At 71.9% G+C, this 22161-nt stretch carries 17 protein-coding genes; 10 read left to right on the forward strand and 7 right to left on the reverse strand.

Annotation, left to right across the window (positions count from 1 at the left end):
• Positions 1-2: 2 nt before the first annotated feature.
• The gene (locus tag AHOG_RS16785) at positions 3-926 is read right to left on the reverse strand and encodes a DUF1702 family protein (RefSeq protein WP_245856272.1); all 924 of its coding nucleotides are present in this window, start codon (positions 924-926) and stop codon (positions 3-5) included.
• Between the two features lie 489 nt (positions 927-1415).
• On the opposite strand from AHOG_RS16785, the gene AHOG_RS16790 reads away from it, so the two are divergent.
• Both AHOG_RS16790 and AHOG_RS16795 read left to right on the forward strand, forming a co-directional pair.
• Positions 1416-1985, forward strand: coding sequence for a DUF5987 family protein (locus AHOG_RS16790; protein ID WP_093944525.1), 570 nt, complete (start codon positions 1416-1418; stop codon positions 1983-1985).
• Positions 1982-3682, forward strand: coding sequence for an FAD-dependent oxidoreductase (locus AHOG_RS16795; RefSeq protein WP_093942205.1), 1701 nt, complete (start codon positions 1982-1984; stop codon positions 3680-3682). The genes AHOG_RS16790 and AHOG_RS16795 overlap by 4 nt, the downstream gene beginning before the upstream one ends.
• Here the strand turns inward: AHOG_RS16795 and AHOG_RS16800 are convergent.
• Entirely contained in the window at positions 3640-4077 is a 438-nt protein-coding gene (locus AHOG_RS16800) for a winged helix-turn-helix transcriptional regulator (protein WP_093942206.1), read from the reverse strand. The genes AHOG_RS16795 and AHOG_RS16800 overlap by 43 nt on opposite strands.
• Positions 4078-4154: 77 nt before the next feature.
• On the opposite strand from AHOG_RS16800, the gene AHOG_RS16805 reads away from it, so the two are divergent.
• The 4 genes from AHOG_RS16805 (at position 4155) to AHOG_RS16825 (ending at position 10578) form a co-directional block, all read left to right on the forward strand.
• Positions 4155-5228 (forward strand): carboxymuconolactone decarboxylase family protein, encoded by a 1074-nt coding sequence (locus AHOG_RS16805; protein WP_093942207.1) that lies wholly within the window; start codon positions 4155-4157, stop codon positions 5226-5228.
• A gap of 348 nt (positions 5229-5576) precedes the next feature.
• Positions 5577-6185, forward strand: a complete 609-nt coding sequence (locus AHOG_RS16810) for a hypothetical protein (protein ID WP_376700048.1) — start codon at positions 5577-5579, stop codon at positions 6183-6185.
• Entirely contained in the window at positions 6122-7741 is a 1620-nt protein-coding gene (locus AHOG_RS16815; RefSeq protein ID WP_093942208.1) for a DUF6239 family natural product biosynthesis protein, read from the forward strand. The genes AHOG_RS16810 and AHOG_RS16815 overlap by 64 nt, the downstream gene beginning before the upstream one ends.
• A gap of 500 nt (positions 7742-8241) precedes the next feature.
• Positions 8242-10578 (forward strand): PQQ-dependent sugar dehydrogenase, encoded by a 2337-nt coding sequence (locus tag AHOG_RS16825; protein ID WP_245856273.1) that lies wholly within the window; start codon positions 8242-8244, stop codon positions 10576-10578.
• Positions 10579-10689: 111 nt separating this feature from the next.
• Here the strand turns inward: AHOG_RS16825 and AHOG_RS16830 are convergent, their stop codons facing one another.
• A complete protein-coding gene (locus tag AHOG_RS16830; protein ID WP_093942210.1) occupies positions 10690-10941 on the reverse strand; it encodes a hypothetical protein in 252 nt (83 codons plus the stop codon).
• Between the two features lie 369 nt (positions 10942-11310).
• Between AHOG_RS16830 and prcB the strand changes: the two genes are divergently transcribed.
• The 3 genes from prcB (at position 11311) to AHOG_RS16850 (ending at position 14053) form a co-directional block, all read left to right on the forward strand.
• The gene (gene prcB, locus AHOG_RS16840; protein WP_245856274.1) at positions 11311-12105 is read left to right on the forward strand and encodes a proteasome subunit beta; all 795 of its coding nucleotides are present in this window, start codon (positions 11311-11313) and stop codon (positions 12103-12105) included.
• Between the two features lie 314 nt (positions 12106-12419).
• Entirely contained in the window at positions 12420-13124 is a 705-nt protein-coding gene (locus AHOG_RS16845) for a thiamine pyrophosphate-dependent enzyme (RefSeq protein ID WP_093944529.1), read from the forward strand.
• The gene (locus AHOG_RS16850) at positions 13121-14053 is read left to right on the forward strand and encodes a transketolase family protein (protein WP_093942212.1); all 933 of its coding nucleotides are present in this window, start codon (positions 13121-13123) and stop codon (positions 14051-14053) included. The genes AHOG_RS16845 and AHOG_RS16850 overlap by 4 nt, the downstream gene beginning before the upstream one ends.
• A gap of 773 nt (positions 14054-14826) precedes the next feature.
• Here AHOG_RS16850 and AHOG_RS16860 read toward each other — a convergent pair.
• From AHOG_RS16860 to AHOG_RS16870, 3 genes are all read right to left on the reverse strand, one after another.
• Complete coding sequence (locus AHOG_RS16860; RefSeq protein WP_093942214.1) at positions 14827-15276, reverse strand: nitroreductase/quinone reductase family protein; 450 nt, start codon at positions 15274-15276, stop codon at positions 14827-14829.
• 503 nt (positions 15277-15779) lie between these two features.
• The gene (gene uppS / locus AHOG_RS16865) at positions 15780-16604 is read right to left on the reverse strand and encodes a polyprenyl diphosphate synthase (protein WP_311770147.1); all 825 of its coding nucleotides are present in this window, start codon (positions 16602-16604) and stop codon (positions 15780-15782) included.
• Positions 16601-17626, reverse strand: a complete 1026-nt coding sequence (locus tag AHOG_RS16870; protein WP_093942215.1) for a phytoene/squalene synthase family protein — start codon at positions 17624-17626, stop codon at positions 16601-16603. Before AHOG_RS16870 ends, uppS begins: the two co-directional genes overlap by 4 nt.
• Before the next feature lie 912 nt (positions 17627-18538).
• Between AHOG_RS16870 and AHOG_RS16875 the strand changes: the two genes are divergently transcribed.
• Entirely contained in the window at positions 18539-20737 is a 2199-nt protein-coding gene (locus tag AHOG_RS16875) for an outer membrane protein assembly factor BamB family protein (RefSeq protein WP_093942216.1), read from the forward strand.
• A 139-nt stretch (positions 20738-20876) separates the two neighbouring features.
• On the opposite strand, the gene AHOG_RS16880 is transcribed toward AHOG_RS16875, so the two are convergent.
• On the reverse strand, positions 20877-22136 hold the full coding sequence (locus AHOG_RS16880; RefSeq protein ID WP_211290424.1) for a dihydrodipicolinate synthase family protein: 1260 nt from the start codon (positions 22134-22136) through the stop codon (positions 20877-20879).
• Positions 22137-22161: the final 25 nt, after the last annotated feature.

The raw sequence follows: 22161 nt of genomic DNA on the forward strand, positions 1-22161 counted from the left end.
GTTCACGACCTCCCCAGCGAGACGAACTCCTCGGCGATGCGCCGCCGCCACGTCTCGAAGGCGGGCACCGCCTCGGACGTGGACGGCGCGGGTCGGGCCGCCCGTGAGACATCGGCGGCGCCGTCGGGGTCCGCGGCACAGAACACCCGCGTGGCGACCCCCGTGTGCTCGACCACCAGCCCGGCCCGCACCCTGGCCTCCGCCGCGAACGCCGCGCCCTGCGCCACCTGCGGCCGGTGCTGCCCCGCCCGCTCGGCGAACAGCCGCAGCTCGGCCTCGTCCACGCCCCCGAGGTAGGTGGCGGCCAGCCCCGCTCCGCTGAAGAGATCCGCTCGGCGCGCCGCGGGGAAGGCGTCGATCAGGTCGGCGACGCGGGCGGCGTCGGTACCGCCGACGAACCACAGGGCACGGCCGATGCCCTGGTCGATGGCGTTGTCGGCGTAGGGATGCGGCGCGTTCGACGGCCACGGAAAACGCGGTTCGCGGAACTGCTCGTGGACGTACCGCCGCGTATGAAAGTAGGCCTGGTGGAACCCGTAGCCGTCGAGGACCAGCCAGCGCAGCAGCGGATCGGGCGGCAGCATCCTCGGCCAGCGGAATCTCGGGACCCTCGCCATCGCCCAGCCCACGCCGATGTAGGCCATGTACACGTGCTCGCCGCCCCGGCCCGCGAGGAACCGCTCCACGTTCCCGCCGCCCCACGGCAGCCCGTCGAGCACCGCATATCCCATCGCGGCGCCCTCGTAGGCGAAACCCCGGAAGAACGTCGGAAGCGTCTCCAGCCGTGCCTCGGCCTCGGCGGCGGACCGCGACTCCATGGCGTGGGCATAACCGGTGAGGAACATCCGACCCACCGTCTCTATCAACTCGCGTGCCGCGGGCGACTTGTCGTGGAATCCACGGGTGGCGAGCTCCGTCTCCGACACGTTCGGCGTCAGAACACGGCGTCTGAATCTCCGAAGTAATGTGCTCAACGTGCGCTCCTTCAACCGGAATGAGTCGGACTATCCTTGTCTGCCGCACCGGTTGTTCCGACCATCACAGCCGCCTCGGGATCTCGGCTACTTCTTTCGTGCGCAGGCGCCGTCCCCAGTTATGAGCCGCAGTTCCACAGGAGTCGCTGCGCAATGGAGAAGGTGCGGTGCCGCCGCCGTCGAACGGACGATGAGTTCGATCGCGCATCGGATTCCGACACTTCCGATGATCAGCTGACGGCGGTTCGGCATGAGACGGGTGAACGCGCGGATTCGTCGTCGAACGCTCATCGTGACGCCGACGATTCGACGGTTGCTGTCGGCGGAACGGCGGGACCGCGTGGTTCGCGGATCGCGCGGAGAACCGAACCGTTCGCGGTGGAAACACCGAATCGGGCCGCCCTCTCGTCGGATGTCGCCGACAACGAAGGAGGAGATGGTGTGACCTCGGATCAGCCGACTCTGGATCGGATCACGACGACGACGCTGGAGGCGTTCGCCGACACGATCGTCCCCGGGGAGAAGCGAGCCCCGGACGACCATGCCGTGGCGGGAGTCGCCGAGGGCGGCGGCGCCGTGGCGTCGGGCGCCCTCGCGCTGTTGAACGATCCGGCGAGCGGCTTCGGACCGGCGCTGGCGTCGCTGGCGGGCCTGTTGAACGAGCATGCGGACAGGTTCGCCGCCGAACGCGGGGTGGCACTCGACGAGACGCTGCCCGCCTTCGTCGCGCTGTCCTATGCCGACCGCGCGGCCCTGATGCTGCGTCTGACCGCCGTGGACAACGGGGAACGCGACGGCTGGGTCGCGCTGGCGATGCTCAGCAACATGGCCTTCGACACCGCCGCGCACCTCCACACCGCCGACGCCTTCGCCCAGGGCCACCCGGGCCTGTCGATCCTCGGCTTCGCCCGCCCCGAGGCGGACGGCCTCTGGCGGTTCCGCGACCACTCGTACGGCGGCACCCCCGCCGCCACCCATCCCGACACCAGCCCCTCAGGGAGTCCGGCATGAGCAGCACGGAGCGCACCGACGTCCTCGTGATCGGCAGCGGGTTCGGCGGCGCCGTGACCGCGTATCACCTGGCGGCAGGCGGGGCGAAGGTGGTGGTCCTCGAACGCGGGCCCTGGCTGACGGGCGAGGAGTTCGACCACGACTTCAAACTCGGCTCGTCGTACACGAGGGTGTTCGACTTCGTCGTCGGCGACGGGATGAGCCTGCTGGGCGGCAACTGCGTCGGCGGCGGCAGCGTCGTGTACTTCGCGGCGATGCCGAGGGCCCCCCGGTTCGCCTTCGAACGCCACGGCGGCATCGGACGCCGCATGTGGCCCGCGGCGATCAGCCGGGACACCCTGGACCCGTGGTATGACAGGGTGTCGGAGGCACTGCCGGTGACGCGGCAGACCTGGGACGACGTCAGCTACGCCGCAGGGCTCTTCGGCGCCGCCTGCTCACACGCGGGCCGCACCGCCAATCCGGTCCCCGTCGCGATCGACACGGCGCTGTGCACCAACTGCAACTGGATGATGGCGGGCTGCCGTTTCGACGCCAAACGCTCCCTGTTGTTGAACTATCTGCCCGCCGCCGTCGCCCACGGCGCCGAGATCCGGCCGCTGCACGAGGTGCAGCGCCTGTCCAGGACAGACGACGGGGACTACCGAGTCCACTACGACACGATCGACGCCGAGGACTACCGGATCAGCACCGGCAGCGGCACGATCGACGCCCGGATCGTCGTGCTGGCGGCGGGCGCGGGCGCCACGCCGATGATCCTGCAACGCTCCGAGGCGACGCTGGGCCCGATGCCGCACGCGGTCGGACGCTACTTCTCCGGCAACGGGGAACGGCTCAACACCGCGGTCGTCGACGAGGAACGCGCCCACGAGCTGTTCGGCCTGTCCCGCCCCGACGGCCGGGTCTACGCGGCGAATCAGATCGGTCGAGGCCCCGCCGTGGCCAGCTGGGACGATCTCGACGGCACCAAGCCGGAGTACTCCCGCTTCTCCCTGGAGCAGCTCTACTTCCCGCCCGGTCTCGGCACGATCCTGGCGCAGACGCCCGACCCGACCGGCGCGACCTGGTTCGGGCCGAGGAAGAAGGAGCTGCTGCGGCGATGGCCGTCGTGGCTCACGATCTTCGCCATGACCGAGGACGACAACGAGGGCGTCTTCGGGCCGCCGCCGCCCACGGGCAACGCCTACCGCATCTCCCAGCAGATGCTCGGGCGCGGCACCCTCTCGTACCGGCCCACGGCGAACACTCTGCGCGGCTGGGCCGCGTCGGACGCCGAGATCAAGCGGATCATGGAGCGCGACGGCCTGTCGACGGTGCTGCCCTGGACCAACGACGTCGTCGGCGCCTACACGGTCCACCCGTTGGCCTCGTGTCGCCTCGGCGACGACCCCGCGACCTCGGCGCTGGACGACCGCCACGAACTGCGCGGGCATCCGGGCGTCTTCGTCACCGACGGCTCCGCGGTGCCCGGCGCTCTCACGGTCAATCCGGCGCTGACCATCGCGGCGCTCGCCGAGCGTGCCGTTCCCGGGATCGTCCGCGCCGCACGCGAGCGCGGCGTCGCGGTGACCTACGGGGCACCGGGGCCGGGCGGGGAGACGAGCGGGCGGGCGGCGACGGCCCGCGCGGCGGCGACGCTGTTCGAGCGGCCCGGTCACGACGGTCGCGTGATCACCTCGCCGGGTGAGACGGGGTGAGAACAGCGTGAACAGTGCAGCATGGTCGCCACCTGCCCGCCGCACGCGGCATGCTCGGCGACGCGCGGTGGTCCCGCCTCGTCGGCCAGGTGTCGATCACCCCATTCCATCAACGCCGTGACCACGGTGGCCAGCTCCCGTCCCCTGGGGGTGATGCGGTACTCATGTCGCACCGGGCGGTCCTGATACGGGACCCGGTCCAGCACGCCGTGTTCGACGAGGCGGTGGAGACGGTCGGTCAGGACGTTCCTGGCGATCGCCAGCTGGTCGAGGAACCGGTCGAAACGGGTGACCCCGTGCAGCGCCTCGCGCACGATGAGCAGGGTCCAGCGCTCACCCACCACTTCGAGAGTGCGGGCAACCGAGCAACGCTGGTCGTAGGTCCGTCTCAGCACCTGATCGATGCTAACCATTCCCTGGGGGTCGCTACCGCACGTCGAGTGAGTTGTCTGACGAAACCAAGGAGGCGGCGATGACCGGACCGTTCATCAGATCGGCATCACGCAGGGCGCTGAACCGGACGCGGCACATCAGTCCCGTGCCGCCGTCCGCGGCCGTCGGGATGGTCGCCGACGTCTACCGGCAGGTGGAACGCGAGTTCGGCCTGCTGGCCCCGCCGATCGCGGTGCACTCGCCCTCGCCCGCCGTGCTGGCCGCGTCCTGGGTGCTGCTGCGCGAGACGCTGCTGGCCGCGGGCGCGGTGGACCGGGCGACCAAGGAGGCGGTCGCGGCGGCGGTGTCACAGAGCAACGCCTGCCCGTACTGCGTGGAGGTGCACAGCACGACCCTGCGCGGTCTCGGTGCCCGGACGGCGAGCGCGGCGATCGTCGCGGATCGGCCCGCCGACGTCGCGGACGACCGCCTGCGCGCCGTCGTCGAGTGGGCTCGCCACGGCGGGACGGCGGACGGGGCGCTGCGCACGGTGCCGCCGCCCGCCGTGCATCGACCGGAGCTGATCGGCGTGGCGGTGGCGTTCCACTACCTCAACCGCGTCGTCACCGTGTTCCTCGACGACTCCGCGCTGCCGGGTACGACCCCGAGTCTGCGCACCGGACTGGGCAGACTGCTCAGCCGACACCTCGGCGCCACCGCGGATGCGCGCTGTGCGCCGGGCCGGTCACTGTCGCTGCTGCCCACGGCACCCCTGCCGTCCGAGCTGTCCTGGGCGGCGGAGAGCCGGCCGGTGGCGGACGCCCTCGCGCGCACCGCGGCCGAGCTGGACCTGGCGGGCGTCCGTGCCGTGCCCGCGTCCGTCCGGGCGCTGATCGTCGCCGAGCTGGCGGTCTGGCGCGGCGGGCCGCGCGGTCTGAGTCGATCATGGGTGTCGGACGGCGTCGCGAGCCTGCCCGAGGAGGACCGAGCCGTCGGGCGGCTCGCCCTGCTCGTCGCCTTCGCCCCCTTCCAGGTGGACCCGGCGGTGGTGGCCGACGTGCGACGGCGGCAGGCGAACGACGCCTCGATCGTCGACGTCACCGCATGGGCGGCCTTCGCCGCCGCCCGGCGAGTCGGCTCGTGGCTGCACGAGGCGGCCGTCCGGACGCGATGACCCGCGCGGCGACCCGGTGCGGCAGGACGAGGCCGACGGACGGGCGGTCGACGGTTCGGCGTGTCACTCGGCGACACCGTCGACGTGGCGTGCTCGGGAAGGTGTTTCTCCGAGATTGCCCATTACGCCCCGAGTTCCACGGAGACCTTCATTCTCGGTTCCCCCGACACTACGGTGAGGTGAGCCGAGGAGGACGCCGGGGTATTCCCACACCGCGCCGATTCGACGGCGTCGTGCGCCGCGGAGATCGGTCCCATTCGGCTGCGATGACGTGCGGATTCCCTCGGTCACGAATCGACGACGTGATCGACGGCGCGTCCGCTGCCGTTTCGACGAGTCAGGAGAACGATGATGTCGACGTCGATGGTGCGTAGACGGGTTCCCCGGCCCGGCAGTCTGTTGGAGACGCTGAACACGAGTCGGCATGGCGCCGCCTTGGCGATCTACGGCATCGTGGTCCTACTGCACTGGGTGGAACACCTGGCGCAGGCCGCGCAGATCTATCTCTGGGACTGGCCGATTCCGGAGGCGGGCGGCGCACTGGGTCTGGTGTTTCCCTCGCTGGTGCAGAACGAGCTGCTCCACTATGGGTTCGCACTGATCATGATCGTAGCGTTCTTCATGCTGCGCCACGGTTTCACCGGGCGATCTCGGACCTGGTGGGGAATCGCGCTCGGCATTCAGTTCTGGCATCACATCGAACACCTGCTGCTGCTCATCCAGTCATGGAGCGGCGCCTATCTGCTGGGCAAGTCGGTCCCGACGAGCATGATCCAGCTGTTGATCCCGAGGGTGGAGCTGCACCTGCTCTACAACGCGATCGTCTTCGCTCCGATGGTGGTGGCGATGGTGCTGCATCGACGAGCGACGACGGCCGAGCAGGCGATGATGCGGTGCGACTGCGCCCACCCGCCCGCACGGCGAGACCGCAGGGCCTCGGCACGGGCGTCGGTGTGATCGGGGCGATCCTCCTGGCCGCGGACTCCGCTCCGCAGGCGGCGGTGGTCGGCGGGCACGGTCACGGAGGCTCGCCGACACCCGCCGGAGCGCTCGGGCTGACGCTCGCGCTCCTGACGACGACGATCGTCGCCGCCGCGGCGGGGCTGCTCCGTCCCGCCTCGCGGCTGGACCGGCGCGGCACGACCGCGCTGGCCACGACGGCAGCACTCGGCGGAATCCTCTCGCTGCTGTTCACCGACGCTTCGTGGATCCCCGACCCGATGGCCTTCCTGCTGCTGGTCTGTCTGGGCGCCCCGGTGTCGCTGGCGTTCTCCCGCACCCGGCCGGGGCTGTCCGGACTCACCATGACCGCGCTCGTCCTCACGACGTCGGTGGCCGTGGGGGCGCAGGCGGCAGGCCTGCTCGCCGTCGTCGAGCCGCCCGACGCCGTCGCCGACACGGCGGTGCTCGCGGCGTTCGCCGCCGTGACCTGGCTGATGGTCTGCACTCCGACGGGGAGACGCTCGGCGTTGGTCGTGCGTGTCAGCGGCATCGTGGCCTCGGTCGCCCTGCTCGCGGGTACGGCGCAGGTGATCGTGCTCGGTCGGCTCGACGTTCCCGTGACCGGCCAGCCGCTGCTGGTCTCGGCGCCGGTCGGCGGACGGGCGGTGGACCTGCTGATCGTGCCGCACCGGCCGGGGCCGAACCTGGTCCATGTCGGGGCGGCCGACGTGTCGGTCGGGACGTCGCCCTCCACGATGGTGCCCGCCACGGCCCGGCCCGGTGCGCCGGGCGGGTGGGCGCTGATCGAGCTGGCCGAGGGGCGGGACCGGCTGCGGGTGGAGGTCGAGGGGCGGGTGGGGACGGTGTCGGTCGACCCCGGCGAGGAGCCCTGGGACGGCCCGGACCCGCGTGATCCCGACGCGCCGGAGTACGCGAGCGCGGTGCTGGGGCAGGCGTTGATCGATCCCCGTGTCGCCGTCCCCCGGCCCTCGGCCGAGCTGACGGCCGACGACGCGGCGGAGCTGGGTTCGCTCATGCGGTCGTTGGCGGGGCGCACGATCGAGATCGTCGGCGACGACTCGCCTCGATCCGCTCAGGCGACGCGAGTGCTACGAAATCAGGCGGCCCGCCACGGAGTGACGGTGCGGGACGAGCCGACCGAGTCGGTGACCGACGTCGTGGTGGTCGCGGGCTGGACCGGAGCCGCCGCGGCGCGGCGATCGGCATCGCGCGCCGCGGAGCCGCGATCGCTGCACCTGGCCCCGTGGCTGGTGACCTCGACGCTGCTGTCGACGACGGAGGTGGAGCAGACCTTCCCACTCCGACACGCGCCGGACGATCCGGCCGTTCGTCGTCATCTCCTGGCGCTGCCCGCGGACTTCCGGGCCGCGGCGCCCACGGCCGTCGCGTTCGACACGTGGCGGACCGCGATCCGATATCCGACGACGCCGACGAATCGGCGGTACCGGATGAGCGAGTCGCCGGGCGTGCCCGATCCCGAACAGCCGGGGTGGCTGCGCGCGGAGAGCCTCACGCCCGCCTTCGGCGCGTCGCCTCGGCCGGGGCGCTGACCGGCGGAGGCGGCGACGGCCGGGTGGGACTCCCTCTCGTCGTAGAACCCGATCGCGGCCCGCCGAAACGGACCGGGCGAAATCGGACGATCGGACGGTCTCGCCCTTTCGTTCACCGCCTGCGCTAATCCGTCGGACGACGCGCGCCCGTATTCGAGATCCGTGTCGACACGCCCGGAATCGATCGAGTCGCCGCCGCATGCTTGCCTTGGCAAGGAACGTGTCCCTATGGTGGACGCATCCGGGAAAGCGCTTACCGAAAATCGCGTGAGTATTCGAGCAAGAAGATTTCGGCGAACCACTCCGCGGCGACGGCCACGATCCCGACAGAACCGGGCGACGGCCGTGCGGCGCGGACGTCCTGACCCGCCTTCGGTCCGATCGACCCGTCGTGCTTCCGCGCACCGGAACGCGTCGGGGTCGACGGTGCTCGAAGGCGCGGACCGTGTCGACCGCCACCGGCGTCGACCGACACCAACCGCAGGGATGGAGTGAGAGCAGTGGGCAAGCGCAGCTGGTGGGTCCCCGTGCTGACCGCGATGGCGGTCACGGCGACCCTGCCCGCGCCGGCGACGGCGACAGGCGTCGAGACGGCGTCGTCCGCCGCCGCCTCGGCCGACGAGGCGATCAGGGACCCGATCCCCGAGGACCCGATCCAGTCCCGCCTCGGACTGGTCCTCGAGGAGTACGTGCGACTCCCGGCGACGGAGGCGACGCCGCCCGCGACCGACCCCCGGTTGATCCGACACAACAGGATCAACTTCATCGGCGAGGTGCCCGACGGGACGGGGCGCCACTACGTCCCCGATCTCAACGGGCCGCTCTACCTCATCGACGAGGGACGCGAGCACCTCTACCTGGACTTCTCCGAGCGTTTCGAGCACTTCTTCTCCGGCCGAGGCATGGGCAGCGGCTTCGGCTTCGTCACCTTCCACCCGGAGTTCGCCGACAACGGCCGCTTCTACACGGTGCACAGCGAGAACGAGAAGGCGATCGAGAGCGAGGAGCCCACCTACCCGAATCAGCCGAACTCGGTCGTGCAGAGCGTCGTCACCGAGTGGACCGCCCACGATCCCGCCGCCGACGAGTTCGCCGGAACGCGACGGGAGATCTTCCGCTTCGGCTTCGCCACCTACATCCACGCCGTCCAGCAGATCGACTTCAACACCACCGCGAAGCCGGGCGACGAGGACTACGGCCTGCTGTACCTCGCCGTCGGCGACGGCGGACTCGGCGTCCGCTCCGACGTCGCGCAGGAGATGGACAACCCCGCGGGCAAGATCCTGCGCATCGACCCGGCGGGCACCGACGGCCCGAACGGCCGCTACGGCATTCCCGAGTCCAATCCGTTCGTCGACACCCCCGGCGCGCTCGGCGAGATCTACGCGATCGGGATGCGCGACCCGCACCGGTTCACCTGGGACCCCGAGGGCGACAACGCGATGTACCTCGGCCACATCGGCCAGCACGCCATCGAGGCGGTGTACGAGGTGCGGGCGGGCGACGACTTCGGCTGGAGCAGGCGCGAGGGCGACTACGAGTACCGCCGCGAGGAACAGTGCCATCTCTTCCCGCTGCCCGAGAACGACGCCGAGTTCGGCTATGTCTATCCGGTGGCCGCCTACGATCACGATCCGCCCGCCAACTGGCCCTGCGACTCCGACAGCGGACACGCGATCTCCGGCGGCCAGGTGTATCGCGGAACGGACCTGCCCCGACTGCGCGGCAAGTACGTCTTCGGTGACCTGGTCGACGGCAAGGTCTTCTACACCGAGGTCGACGAGATGAGGCGCGGCGAGCAGCGGGCGCCGCTGCACGAACTCCAGCTCTTCGACACCGACGGCAACCGGAAGAAGATGACGGACTTCGTCGGTGAGGGCCGCGTCGACCTGCGCTTCGGCATCGACTCGGACCGCCACCTCTACCTGCTCGCCAAGTCCAACGGCATGATCTGGCGGGTCGTCGACACGAAGCAGGGACCCGGCTCGGAGGTCACCGACCGCGTGAGGCGGAACCTGGTGGCCCACTACGACTTCGAGAACCCGTTCGCCGTCGACGGCACGCGGGAGAGCGACCTCGGCTCGTCGAACACCCTGCTGACGCTGATCAACGGCGGAGTGGACATGCGCGTCGCCGACGGCGCCTTCCCCGGCAGCAACAACGCGCTACAGGTCAGGCAGGTCGACCCGGAGAACCCGGGCAACGACGACTGGAAGGCAGGCGTCTGGGACGACGGACCCGACGGTGTGGCCTCCTTCGACGCCTTCAACGGCACCGACGGCGCGACGGTCATGGGCTGGTTCAAGATGACCGGCGAGAACCCCGCACCCGACTCCAACACCACCGACCCCGACGATCGCTACAACGCGGTCGGCCTGGCGGGCATCCTCTCCGGAGGCTCCGACGGGCACGAGGTCCGCGCGTTGCTGGAGTTGATCGAGGTGGACGGCGAGCTGCGGCTCGTCGCGCTGGGCAGGCGCATCGACGGCGGAGCCTCGCAGACCTTCGCCGCCCGCCAGGACTGGCGTGAGCTGCTCCCGAGGGACGAGTGGGTGCACCTGGCCGCGACGTTCGACTACACCACCGGCGAGATGGCCCTCTACCGCAATGGAAGGCCGCTGCGCGGCTTCTACACGAATCCCGGCGATCCGTGGGAGGTCGACGGAACGGGCGCCTCCGCGACCAACCCGCGCGGGCTCAAGATCGGCGGCAGCTTCCCGCGGAACGACCGCGAGCGCAATCCGTGCGACTGTCGGATGGACTCGCTGATGTTCCTGGACACGGCCGCGTCCGGCGCCACGATCGCGCAGCAGTACCGACGCTTCCTGCACCACTGAGGCCGAGGGGATCGACGTCGGGGCCGGACGGCTCCGACGTCGCCGCCGCCCCGTGTGCTCGTCCGACGCGGACGGCCGCGGGGCGCGTCGGCGGGTATGAGAGATCGGCGTCTAGACGGCCGACTCCTTCGTGAAGTCGACCACGACGAGCGAGCCCCGGTGGACCAGCGTGCCAGGGCGGGGCACCTGTGCGGTGACGACCCAGACTCCCGGCCAGGCCCGCGAGATCAGCGGCGGTCCGTCGAGATCGGTGCCCGCCACCACCAGCCCGACCTCGTGGCCCATCGCGATCGCCATCCGCACGGTCCGACCGACGAGACGGGGCACCTCGACGCGGACGGCGTCGCGGCTCGGTGGTGTCATGGGCGACCTCCCGAGATGAGACTCCCCCGAATCCGCCGCGCGAGGCAGCGACCATCTCGGGTAATCCGTCCCGCCTTCCGTTGCTCCCGCCGGCGCCGCCGTCGGTCCTCGGCTGGGAACGGCGTGGGCTGACGGCCTCACGGCGACGGCGTCCGGCGACGGCGTCCGGGCGGAACCGACGACCGGAGGCCGGAGATCACGACGACGCATCGGCGCACCGCCCATGCGGTACGGACCGTGCCCCGAGCCTGCCGAGCGACGCCGCCCTGGTGTCCGTCGGGTCGCGGCGATACGGTGATCACGGTCGTCGGCACGACCGTGTCCGCACGGTGCATGCCGGCCGCGGAGCGACGAACGAGAGGACGGCTCGTGACGCTGAGGGCACCGCAGGCTTCCACGAACCCGCACGCCGCGCTGATGTCGATCGGCGGCTCGTCCTTCTACCAGCTCGTCCGGGAACACGCGCCGCAGACGCTCCCCCAGTACCAGGCAGGCGGCGCCGACCCGGAGTACCGCCACGGCACCACCGTGCTCGCGCTGCACTACCGCGACGGCGTGATCATGGCGGGCGACCGCAGGGCGACGATGGGGAATCTGATCGCCCAGCGCGACCTGCGCAAGGTCGAGCCCGCCGACAGCCATTCGGGCATCGCCTTCGCGGGCGCCGTCGGCGTCGCCATTCGCATGGTGGCGTTGTTCCAGGTGGAGCTCCGGCATTACGAGAAGATCGAGGGCGTGGAGCTCAGCCTGCCCGCCAAGGTCAATCGCATCTCGGTGATGATGCGCGGGAATCTGCCGCAGGCCATGCAGGGGCTCGCCGTGGTGCCGCTGTTCGCCGGCTGGGATCATCACGAGGGGGCGGCTCGGATCTTCACCTTCGACATCGCCGGATCGACTTCGGAGAAGACCGACTTCGGCGGCGCGGGCTCCGGCAGCCAGTTCGCGCTGAGTTCGCTCAAGAAGCTGTACCGCCCCGGCCTGTCTCGCGACGAGGCGGTGCGGATCATGCTGGAGTCGCTCGTGGACGCCGCCGACGACGACACGGCCACCGGCGGGCCGGACGCGACTCACGGGCGGTATCCCGTCGTCGCCGCGATCACCGAGGGCGGCTACTCGGAGATCGCCGAGGACGAGCTGGCCACGCTCGCCTCCCCCCGCGACTGATCCCGGCGACGGGGCGGGGCCCGGCCGCGGGCAGCCGACGTGGCATCGAGGTCCGCGTCATCGCCGACACCAGGCAGGCGATGCCGTCGAGCGCGATCGATGCGGCCGGGTCGAACAGGCGCGTGGGCGGCCGGCGTCGGACGCGCCGAGCCGGGCGTCCCGGCCGGAGTCTTCCGGTGTGCGTCGATGCGGGGCACACACGCGACGTGCGGTCGTGCCCGCCGCCGGGCCTGCCCGGTCACGAAGCGTCAGTCCCACTCTTCCGGATGATCCTCCTTGACCTCAAGCATTCTTCAGGTTGAATGCTGGTCCGCATGAGTGCACCAAACCAGGCCTCCCACGGCTACGACGATCTCGCCGCGCTGCTCACCCTGATGACGGGGGATGAGAAGCACGATGCCAGCGCCACTTCGACGCTGGACGTCCTCTGGGTGCTGTACGACCGCATCCTGCGGGTCGCCCCCGACCGAGTCGACGATCCCGACCGCGATCGCTTCCTCCTGTCCAAGGGCCACGGGCCGATGGCGTACTACGCGGTACTGGCCGCGAAGCACTTCCTTCCCGTGGCCGATCTGCCCGCCTTCGGCGGCTTCGACTCGCCGTTGGGCTACCACCCCGACCGGACCCTCGTTCCCGGAGTCGAGATCGGCTCCGGCTCGCTCGGGCACGGTCTCGGGCTGGCCGTCGGCACCGCGCTCGGCCTGCGTATGACCGGGCGAGACCGGGCCGCGGTCGTCGTGCTCGTCGGCGACGCGGAGCTGGAGGAGGGCAGCAACGCCGAGGCGATCCAGGTCGCGGGGCGCCGTCACCTCGGCAACCTGACGACGGTCGTCATCGACAACTCCTCCGCCTCGGCCGGGTGGCCGGGCGGCATCGCGGCCCGGTTCGCCGTCGAGGGCTGGTCCACCCGGGACGTCGACGGGCGCGACCACGACGCCTTGGAGCGCGCCTTCACCGCCGCGACGGACGACCGGCCGCACGTCGTCGTCGCCCACGTCGACCCCGAGGAGCCCCGATGAGTGCCGACACCGCGACCACGCGCACCGTGCCGGGCGAGAACCAGCGTGACCGCTTCTACCGGCTGCTGCCGGGACTGCTCGCCGACCAGCCGCGGCTGGTCGCCGTGCTCGCCGAGATCAGCGTGAACTACCTGGAGGAGGTACCGCCGTCGATCGCCGACCGCGTCGTGAACGTCGGAATCCGCGAGCAGCTGCTCGTCGGCGCCGCAGGCGGACTCGCACTCACCGGTATGCGGCCGATCGTGCACACCTTCGCCGCCTTCCTCGTCGAACGGGCCTGGGAACAGGTCAAACTCGACCTCGGGCATCAGGGCGTCGGCGCCGTGCTCGTCAGCGCGGGCGCCTCCTACGACTGGCCGGAGGGCGGCGAGACGCATTTCGGACACCGTGACGTGGCGCTCCTCGACACGCTCGACGGCTGGACGGTGCACGTGCCGGGTCATCCCGACGAGGCCGAGGCGCTGCTCCGGGCCGCGTTGCCGGGCGACGACCGGGTCTACCTGCGGCTGGCCTCGGACAGCAACCGCCTGCCGCGGGACGTGAGCGACGGACGCATGCGGGTGCTGCGGCGGGGCTCCCGAGGCACGGTCATCGCGGTGGGGCCGCTCGCCGACCGCACACTGGCCGCCACCGAGGGACTCGACGTCACCGTCCTCTACGCGGCCACCGTCCGCCCGTTCGACGCCGAGACGCTGCGCACGACGCTGGACAGCCCGGACGTGGTGCTCGTCGAGCCCTACCTGCGCGGCACCTCCACCGCCGAGGTGACCGCGGCGCTGCGCGGCCTGCGGCATCGGGTGCTGGGGCTGGGCGTGGGGCGGAACGAGTCGCGCCGCTACGGCGTTCCCGCCGACCACGATCGCCTGCACGGCATCGACGAGGCCGGGCTGCGCCGGGCGATCACCGGATTCATCACCGAGTTCGACTGACGGCCTCGCGGCCTGGGCGTCGACGCCGAAGCACCGGACAGCGCGAGACCGGGCCGAGCATGCCGCGGCAGGAGACGCCGCACGCCGACGGCCCGACAGACCCCGACCCGTGTCGTCTCCGCGACACGGTCCGCTCCGAGGGTGTGTCATGACCCCCGGGCCACCCGGACAGGACGTCCCGTCCGACGCGGCGACGCACGGCCCGTCCCGACGCATCTCGCATCGGCTCACTCGGTGTGTCACCACCGCCTCGTCGACGGGCGGGATGCAGCCGGCTCCGCCGAGCGACATCGGCAGCGACGTCGCCCGACCGCGGACTCGTCGGGCCGCCTCGCATCGCCGCGGTGCGGTCTCGGCTCCCTGATGGGCGCCGTTCCTCGAGATCGGCCGGTCCTCGGTCCGGCGGACGGCGGTGGAGGTCGCGCCGCGTACGACATGCGGCGCGAACCCGCCGACGACAGCCGCACGCCGCCGAGCCGCCCGTCCAGCGGGGGAGGCGACGCGGCCGTACTCCGTGGGAACGACGGGTCGATCTCGGAGGATGCGCACGCGGGCACTGGGCAGGCCCGACGCAGGACGGACGAGCCGCGGTGCCGCGTCGAACCACCGTGCGAGCCGCCGAAGAACCGGCGCGGCGATCCGGGCGGCGGCCATCACGGTCGCATGCGGAGCGCCTCAAACCCGACGGAACGCCCGCGAACCCCGGCCGGGGACGTCCGCCGGTCGACGCCGTCGGCCCACGGTGCCGCGGATCGACGGCGGGGAGGCCTGGCTCAGGCGGACGTCTCGGCGGCCACCGGCGTCAGGCGGACCACCGCCAACGGGCGGCGCAGCTTCGTCGCGTACTGGCGGTAGAGATCCCGATTCACGCGGTTGACGGCCGCCCACAGGCGCGGGTGATCCGGATGGTCGGGCAGGCACTCCTCGGCGACGGCCGCCGTCCGCCACCGCGCGACCTGGACCTCCGATCGCGGTGTGGCCCGCAGATTGTGCAGCCAGGCCGGGGCACGCTCCGAACCCCAGTTGGAGGCTACGACGAGGAGGTCCGCTCCGTCTCTCGCGTACACCAGGCACGCCGTCCGCGGCGCCCCCGTGCGGCGTCCGGTGGTGGTCAGCAGCAGAGTCGGGCGGGTCAGCAGCCGATGGCCCACCCGGCCGTCCGTGCGTCGATAGACCGCCTGATGCGCCGAGGTGATCCAGTGCAGGACTCGTTGTGCTTTCACATATCAACGCTAGCCCGCCTGGTCCGCCCGCACACCGGCTGCCCGCCGACCGCTCACCCGGCTGCCGCCGCTCCGGTGGCACGTGTCATCGGAGGCCTGCGAGGTGCACGAAACGGCGACCGCCGCGCCGAGTCGACCCACCGGGACACGCGGGCCCGGCGTCGGCCTCACGACGTCGAGCGGGCCACACCTGCGTATCCCTTCCCCGTGCATCCCCGCCCGCGACCCCGCCGCGGGCAGCTCTCCTTCCGACGGGCCCGAACCCTAGGACTCCGGGCACCTCGCGCCCGGGCGCTTCCGACACCGAGTACTCCCGACACCGGGCGGTTCCGGCAGCGGGTGCGGCTGGCCGCGGACACGCCGGACACCGAGTACAGCCGGTTGCGAGTACCGCCACCGTCGGCTCCGAGGGCCCGGCTCAGGATTCCGCATCCCGGCGTTCGGACGTCACGCTTCGGGGACACCGACGCAACGGCATCGACGCAACGGCATCGGCGCCCGATTCACGACGCCGCCGTCCCGCCCGGCATCACCTCCGCCGTGCCGCCGAACCGGCGCTGCCGCACGGTGTAGGTCTGCATCGCGCGCCACAGATGACGGCGATCGAACTCCGGCCACAGCGTGTCCTCGAAGACCAGCTCGGCGTAGGCCGCCTGCCACAGCTGGAAGTTGCTGATCCGCTGTTCACCGCCGGTGCGCACCAGGAGATCGATCTCGGCCATGTCCGGCTGATACAGATAGCCCGCGAGATCCTGCTCCACCAACGCGGCGGGGTCGACCCGCCCCGTGGCGACGTCGACGGCCATCCGCCGGACGGCGTCGAGCAGTTCGGTGCGGCTGCCGTAGTCGAAGCACACCGCGACGGTCAGCACGTCGTTGTGTCGTGTGAGGTCTTCGGCGGCCTCCAGTTCGGCACGGAGCGCGGGGGCGGCGCGGGTCCGGCGACCCGACCAGCGCACCCGGATGCCCTGCTCGTGCCACCGCTCGATGTTGTCGCGCAGGACCTCGTGCAACAGCAGCATGATCCCGTCGACCTCGGCGGCGGGCCGCGCCCAGTTCTCCGTGGAGAAGGCATAGAGGCTGAGCTGCGCCAGGCCGATCTCGACGGCACCGTCGACGACGTCGACCGTCGCCCGCGAGCCGCCGCGATGCCCGCGTGTCCTGGCGGCGCCGTGGCTCGCGGCCCAACGACCGTTGCCGTCCATGATGATCGCGACGTGACGCGGCAGCCTGCGCTCCGGAATCCGCGGCGCCCGCGCGCCGGAGGGATGGGCGGGAGGCGGCAGTGGACGCCGAGGACGCGGCATCGGCTCGACGGGCAGGCTCACGGGTTCTCCCCCTCGGTCGGGATGCCGGACGGCTGTTCGGTGTGTCCGTCGTGCACCGAGGCGAGGTGACGAGATCCGGTTCTCCCGACGTCGCCGCGACCCGGTGCCCCGAGGCGCCCCCGGCCCGCATGCGCCTGTCCCCGGCCGAGGAGCAGTTGCGGCAGCGCCAGCCGAAGGAGTCGGGCACGGCTCAGCGTGGCTCGATCCCGCAACGCTCTGGCCCCCATCCGGTCCACGAGGTCGAGATACTCGGCGTGGATCTCCACCGCCGTCAGCACGAACGGCCGGTATCGACCGGGCAGCAGCGCCACGAGGCCGATCGACTCCCGATGGAGTCCGCGTGCCCGCCGCACCTGGTGCCGGACCAGCTCGTCCAGGGCGCGGCTGGGCGGACCCCAGCGCAGCATCGTGCGGTCGGCGCCCACCCGCTCCATGTCCTCGGCCGCCACGTAGACCCGGTCCTGCGGCAGATCCTCGGGGTAGTCGCAGAAGACGTCGATAAGGTGGTGCACCTCGCCCATCAGGGAGGCCAGGCGCTCGAGTTCCGGGTCCGGGCGGTTCAACAGGCTGACGCCGGCGACGGCGGCGGTCCCGGAGACGCCGCGCAGGAACCGCCGGAGGTCCTCGAAGGTCTGGAAGCCGGACGAGCCGGTCAGATCCGCCCGGGTCTCCTCCAGGAACCTGCCGAACAGCTCGGGAGGCAGGTCGTGCACCCGACTGGTGTTGATCAGCGCACGACGCAGCGGATGTCGGCTCTCACCACGTCTGAGCTCGTCCATCGACGCTGCCGACCAACGACGGAAGGCACGCTCGCGAACGCGGAGCTGTCCGACGTCGGCGATCCGGTCGCTGGCGGCGAAGAATGCCAGCAGCGCGTGCGCGTGCGGCCGGATCGACGGCGGCAGCAGCAGTCGGGTGGCGAGGTAGGTCGGGCGATGCGTGGCATGGACACGCCGACACAACGCATAGGACTCGCGGAGCGCGGGGTCGATGCTCCGCACAGGTGCCATGTGCACCGCCATCGTCGGTGACCTCACAGACTTCGACAGCGCCCGAGCCGCGCGGGCCGGCCGGGAGCGGGCAGGGAGACGGGAGGCAGGGAGGGCTTCGGGGCCGGCATGGGGTCGCGGACTCAGGCGGGGCTGGTGGGGAACACGGGACGCGGGGATCGGCGGGGTCGGCGAGACGGCGGGGGTGTGTGGGAGAGCGGTCGGGCCGCGGTGCGCGGCCGGCGTGATCGGAGGGTGCCGCGCCGGCGTGCGGCCGGCACGGCCCCGGAGCGGAGGACGGGAGGACGAGGACTGGTGCGCCGGGCTCTCGCATGTGAGGCCGGCCGCGGCCGCCAGCCCCACGACACCACGTTAACGAGGCGGTTCCCGCCCTGCCATCACACGATCGATCATGATTTCTCCAGCGTGGCGCGATCAGCCGTGTCCGTGCTCCCGGGACGCGCCCGTGTGCCGGACCTCGAGTGCTCGCCGCCCTGTCCCCCGCCGCACCGGCGCGGACTCGGGATGCGGCCGTGCCGGGGCGGAGAGGACACGGCCCGATCATCACCTCCGAGGAGGGTCATGACCCGGTGCGGGCACCGGGTCGTCGGACTCGACCTCCCTGGTGGGCGCCGAGCCTCGGCGCCCCGACACGACGCCGATCGGCGCACCGGCACGGGCCGCTGCTCGGCCGGCGGTCGAACGACGGTCGGCCGCCACGGCCGGCCCGCGGGTCGACGGTCGTCCGCGTGCCGATCGGTTCCCGACGCCGTGACCACAGCGACCGTGCGCAGCGGGGAGATCGTCTCGCGGGTGGGCGACGGGCCGCGAACATCGGCCGCACGGCGGAATCCTTGACTTCCCCACGACGGCGTGGCTAATTTCGGCCCCGTCCTTAAAGGGCTCGGCGGCGGTCGGTCGTCGTCACACCAGGGAGGACCAGCCATGTCGATCCCCTCGTGCTCACGAATCCTCGGCGGGGCTCGGCCGCCGCGCACCGCGGCCGTCGCCGTCGCGGCGCTGCTCGCGTTGTCCGGTGTCGCGGCGGGCTCGACACGGCCCGCCTCGGCCGCGGCGGAATCGACACCGCCGATCCCCGTCCACTCGGTCGAAGGCGACTCGACCGGGCCGAGCCGCCTGTCGACCGCGGACTCCGTCGCCCCGCACGGCGGCGAGTCTGCCGCACACCGCACCGCGTCCGCCGACGCCTCGTCCGTCGTCTCGCTCGGCACGCCGATGCTGGCCACCACGACGATCGGCGGGGCGGTCGGCGTCGCCGAGGACGGCACTCCCGAGATCTACACGGTGTCCAGCCGCGACGACGACATGGGCGTCTTCTCCGTGCTGCACGGGGACACCGGAGCGGTCAAGCACAGCATCGATCTCGGCAGGGGCGCGCACTCCTACGGCGTGGCGGTGGCGCCCGACGGCGGAGTCTGGATCGCGACCACCAGCACGGGAAGGCTCCTGCGATGGGAGCCCGGCTCCGACGACCTGGCCGATCACGGCAGGCTCTTCGCCTCCGAGAGCCATCTGTACAAGCTCGCCTTCGACGACGCGGGCGTCGTCTACGGCGGCACGTACCCGAACGGCAAGGCCTTCCGCTACGATCCCGCCACCGCCGAGCTGCGCGACTACGGGACCGTGGCCGACGGGCAGAGCTACGTCCGCAGCGTCGGACTGTACGGCGACACGCTCTACGCGGGCACGCAGCCGCATGCGCATCTGGTGGCGATCGACGTCGACAGCGGGGACCGCGCCGAGGTGGCCCTGCCCGAGGGCACCGACCTCGATCAGGTCGTCTACGACGTCAACGTGGTCGGCGACCGGCTGTTCGTGCGGGTCACCAAGACCGGCCTCAACGGTACCCTGCTGGTCCGCGACCTGATCAACGGCGAATGGCTGGCGGAGTTCCCCGGCGTCAGCGGTCTGGACGTCACCCCGGTCGCCGAGGACGGTCGGGTGTACTTCTCCCAGAACGGCGTCCTCACCGGTTACGACGTCACCACCGGCGAGACGGCGGCCACCGGCCTGGTCTTCCCCTACACCGCGCAGCTCCGGTCCCTCGGGCTGGGCAGCCTGGCCGACCCGGAGTTCCCCGGTCAGTCGGTGCTCGGACTGCTGCTCACCGGCGACGTCTTCTGGTTCAACCCCGAGACCGGCGCGCACCGGATCTTCGCCTCGGACATAGAGTTGAACCCGGTGCGGATGCGCTCTCTGGCCGAGGGGCCGGACGGCTCGGTGCTCACGGGCGGCACCGGGACCGGTGCCTTCGCCATGGTCGACGGCGAGACCGGCGACGTGCTGACGTCGGAGCGCTTCTCCGAGGTCATGGGCATGCTCACCACCGACGACGGCGTCTACCTCGGCGCCTACCCCCGTGGCCGGGTCTACGCATGGGACCGCGATCGGCCCTGGGAATGGGCCAACATCGACGACGGCGGGAAGGTCAACCCGGCCGAGGTCTACAACGGCGACGACTCCTTCGGTGATCGCACGTTCGCCCTCGTCGAGGCGGGCCCGGACACCATCGCCGTCGGCACGGTGAACAAGAGCGGTTATCTCGGGGGCTCGCTGGTGCTGCACGACACCGTCGACGGCACCAGCGAGGTGCACTCCGACCTGGTGGCCGACCAGAGCGTGATGGCGCTGGCCTACCGCGACGGCGTGCTCTACGTGGGCACCTCCGTCTACGGCGGATACGGCGCGGTGGAGACCGAGACCGACGCGCGACTGCTGGCCTGGGACGTCGAGAACGGCGAGAAGCTGTGGGAGACGATCCCGGTGGCGGGCGAGCGGACCGTCTCGGACCTGACCTTCGACGGCGAGGGCAGGCTTTGGGGCGTCACGGCCGGGCTGGTGTTCCAGGTCGATCCCGAGGACGGCACGCTGCTCGGCTCGCAGCGCCACGCCGCGTACTCCTGGCCGGTCGACGGCGGCTACGCGTTGGCCGATCTCGACTACAACGCGGTCGACGGCGATCTCTACGCCTCGATGCCCGGTGTCGGTCTGGCCAGGATCGACGCGGCCGACGGGAGCCTGGAGGTCCTGACCGATCGGGGCGTGTACCGGATGTTCGTGCACTCCAGCGGTGACGTCTTCGCCAACGACGGCGCCGAGCTGCTGCGGTACCGGCCGAGCTGACCGCGGGCTGGGCGGCCGGACGGCGGCGGGGATGTCCTCCCTCCCACGGCGGGCGGCGCGACGGCGTCGGCGGGCGTTCCTGTTCTCGGGCACGCGCCGCCTCGGCGCGCCCGCCGCCGACCTCGCGGGCCCCGCGCGACTAGTCGGCCGCCCGCGGCCGTGCGGTGAGCGTGTCGAGACAGTCCGACACGGCCTGGCGGTCGCCCGGCGGCAGCGCGGGGCCGTACGGATCGTGCGCGGCGTGCTCGGCGAGGAGTCCCTCGTGGACCGCCGCCCAGAACATGCGCTGCACATAGCCCTCGATGGGTGCGAAGAACGTCACGGCGGCGAACCGGTCCAGCGCCGCGGAGTCCCGGTGGAACGCCGCGTGGGCGCCGGTGTGCCAGGACCGCAGCACCGAGGCCGTCAGGTCCGCGCGGGCGGCGGCGATGCCGGCCAGGGCGGCGTCGGCGCCCCACATCAACGACGGCCCGAACATGCGGTCCTCGCCCGTGACGGCGAGTCTGCCGTGTCGTCGGATCTCGATGATGGCGTCCTGGCAGGCCATCGCGCGGTCCAGGGTGGCCAGCTTGACGCCCGCGACGGACGGCAGGGTCGACAGCTCCCCGAGCAGGGACGTCGGGTACTCGTAACCGCCCGCCTCGCCGTGCAGGTAGAAACCGAGCAGCGGGAGGTCCACGGCCGCCGCGATCCGCTCGTGCAGCCGCAGCACCTCGGCGTCCCGGCGAGCCGATCCGCGCAGGGCCGCGGGCGGATACACCATCACCGCGTCCGCGCCGTGTTCGGCGGCGTCCACGGCCATCCGCACGGTCTCGTCCTCGGCGGTGCCGGTCCCGTCGTCGGGGGTCCCCGCCCCCGCGACGATCGGCAGGGTGGTGACCTGCCGGAAGGTCTGAAGCACCCTCAGCCGGTCGGCGCGGGCCAGCCGCAGGCCGCGCCCGGTGTGCGCCCAGACGGCGACGCCGCCCAGGGCACCGTTCCCGGCGTCGCCGAGGCGCCCCGCCGCCGGCGAGCCGCTCATCGAGGGCGTCGGAGTGTCCGGTGTCTCACCGAATCCCGGTCCGCGCCGCGGGTCGTCGATCATGCTCCCGGCGGCGTCGGCGACGCACGCGACGTCGGCCGCCGGACCCGTCGGGAGTCCCGACGCTCCCATGCCGGGCGGCCCGCCGAGCGGGTCGACTCGGTCGGCGGCGAGGAGGCCCGTCGCGTAGCGCTCCAGTTCGCCGAGGTCGACCCGTCCGTCGGCGTGCATCGGGGTGAGCACGGCGGGCAGCAGGCGATACCGCAGGGCGTCGATCAGGGCCTCGGCGGCGGGCCCAGGCGTGCCGTCGAACGGCGGTGGCGGGTGTCCCGACGGCGGGGTGGTCCCGCGGCCCGGCGGGGTCTGCTGTGTCGTCATCTGGACTCCCTACCAGAGTCGGACG

This window comes from Actinoalloteichus hoggarensis (genome assembly GCF_002234535.1).
Classification (GTDB): Bacteria; Actinomycetota; Actinomycetes; order Mycobacteriales; family Pseudonocardiaceae; genus Actinoalloteichus_A; species Actinoalloteichus_A hoggarensis.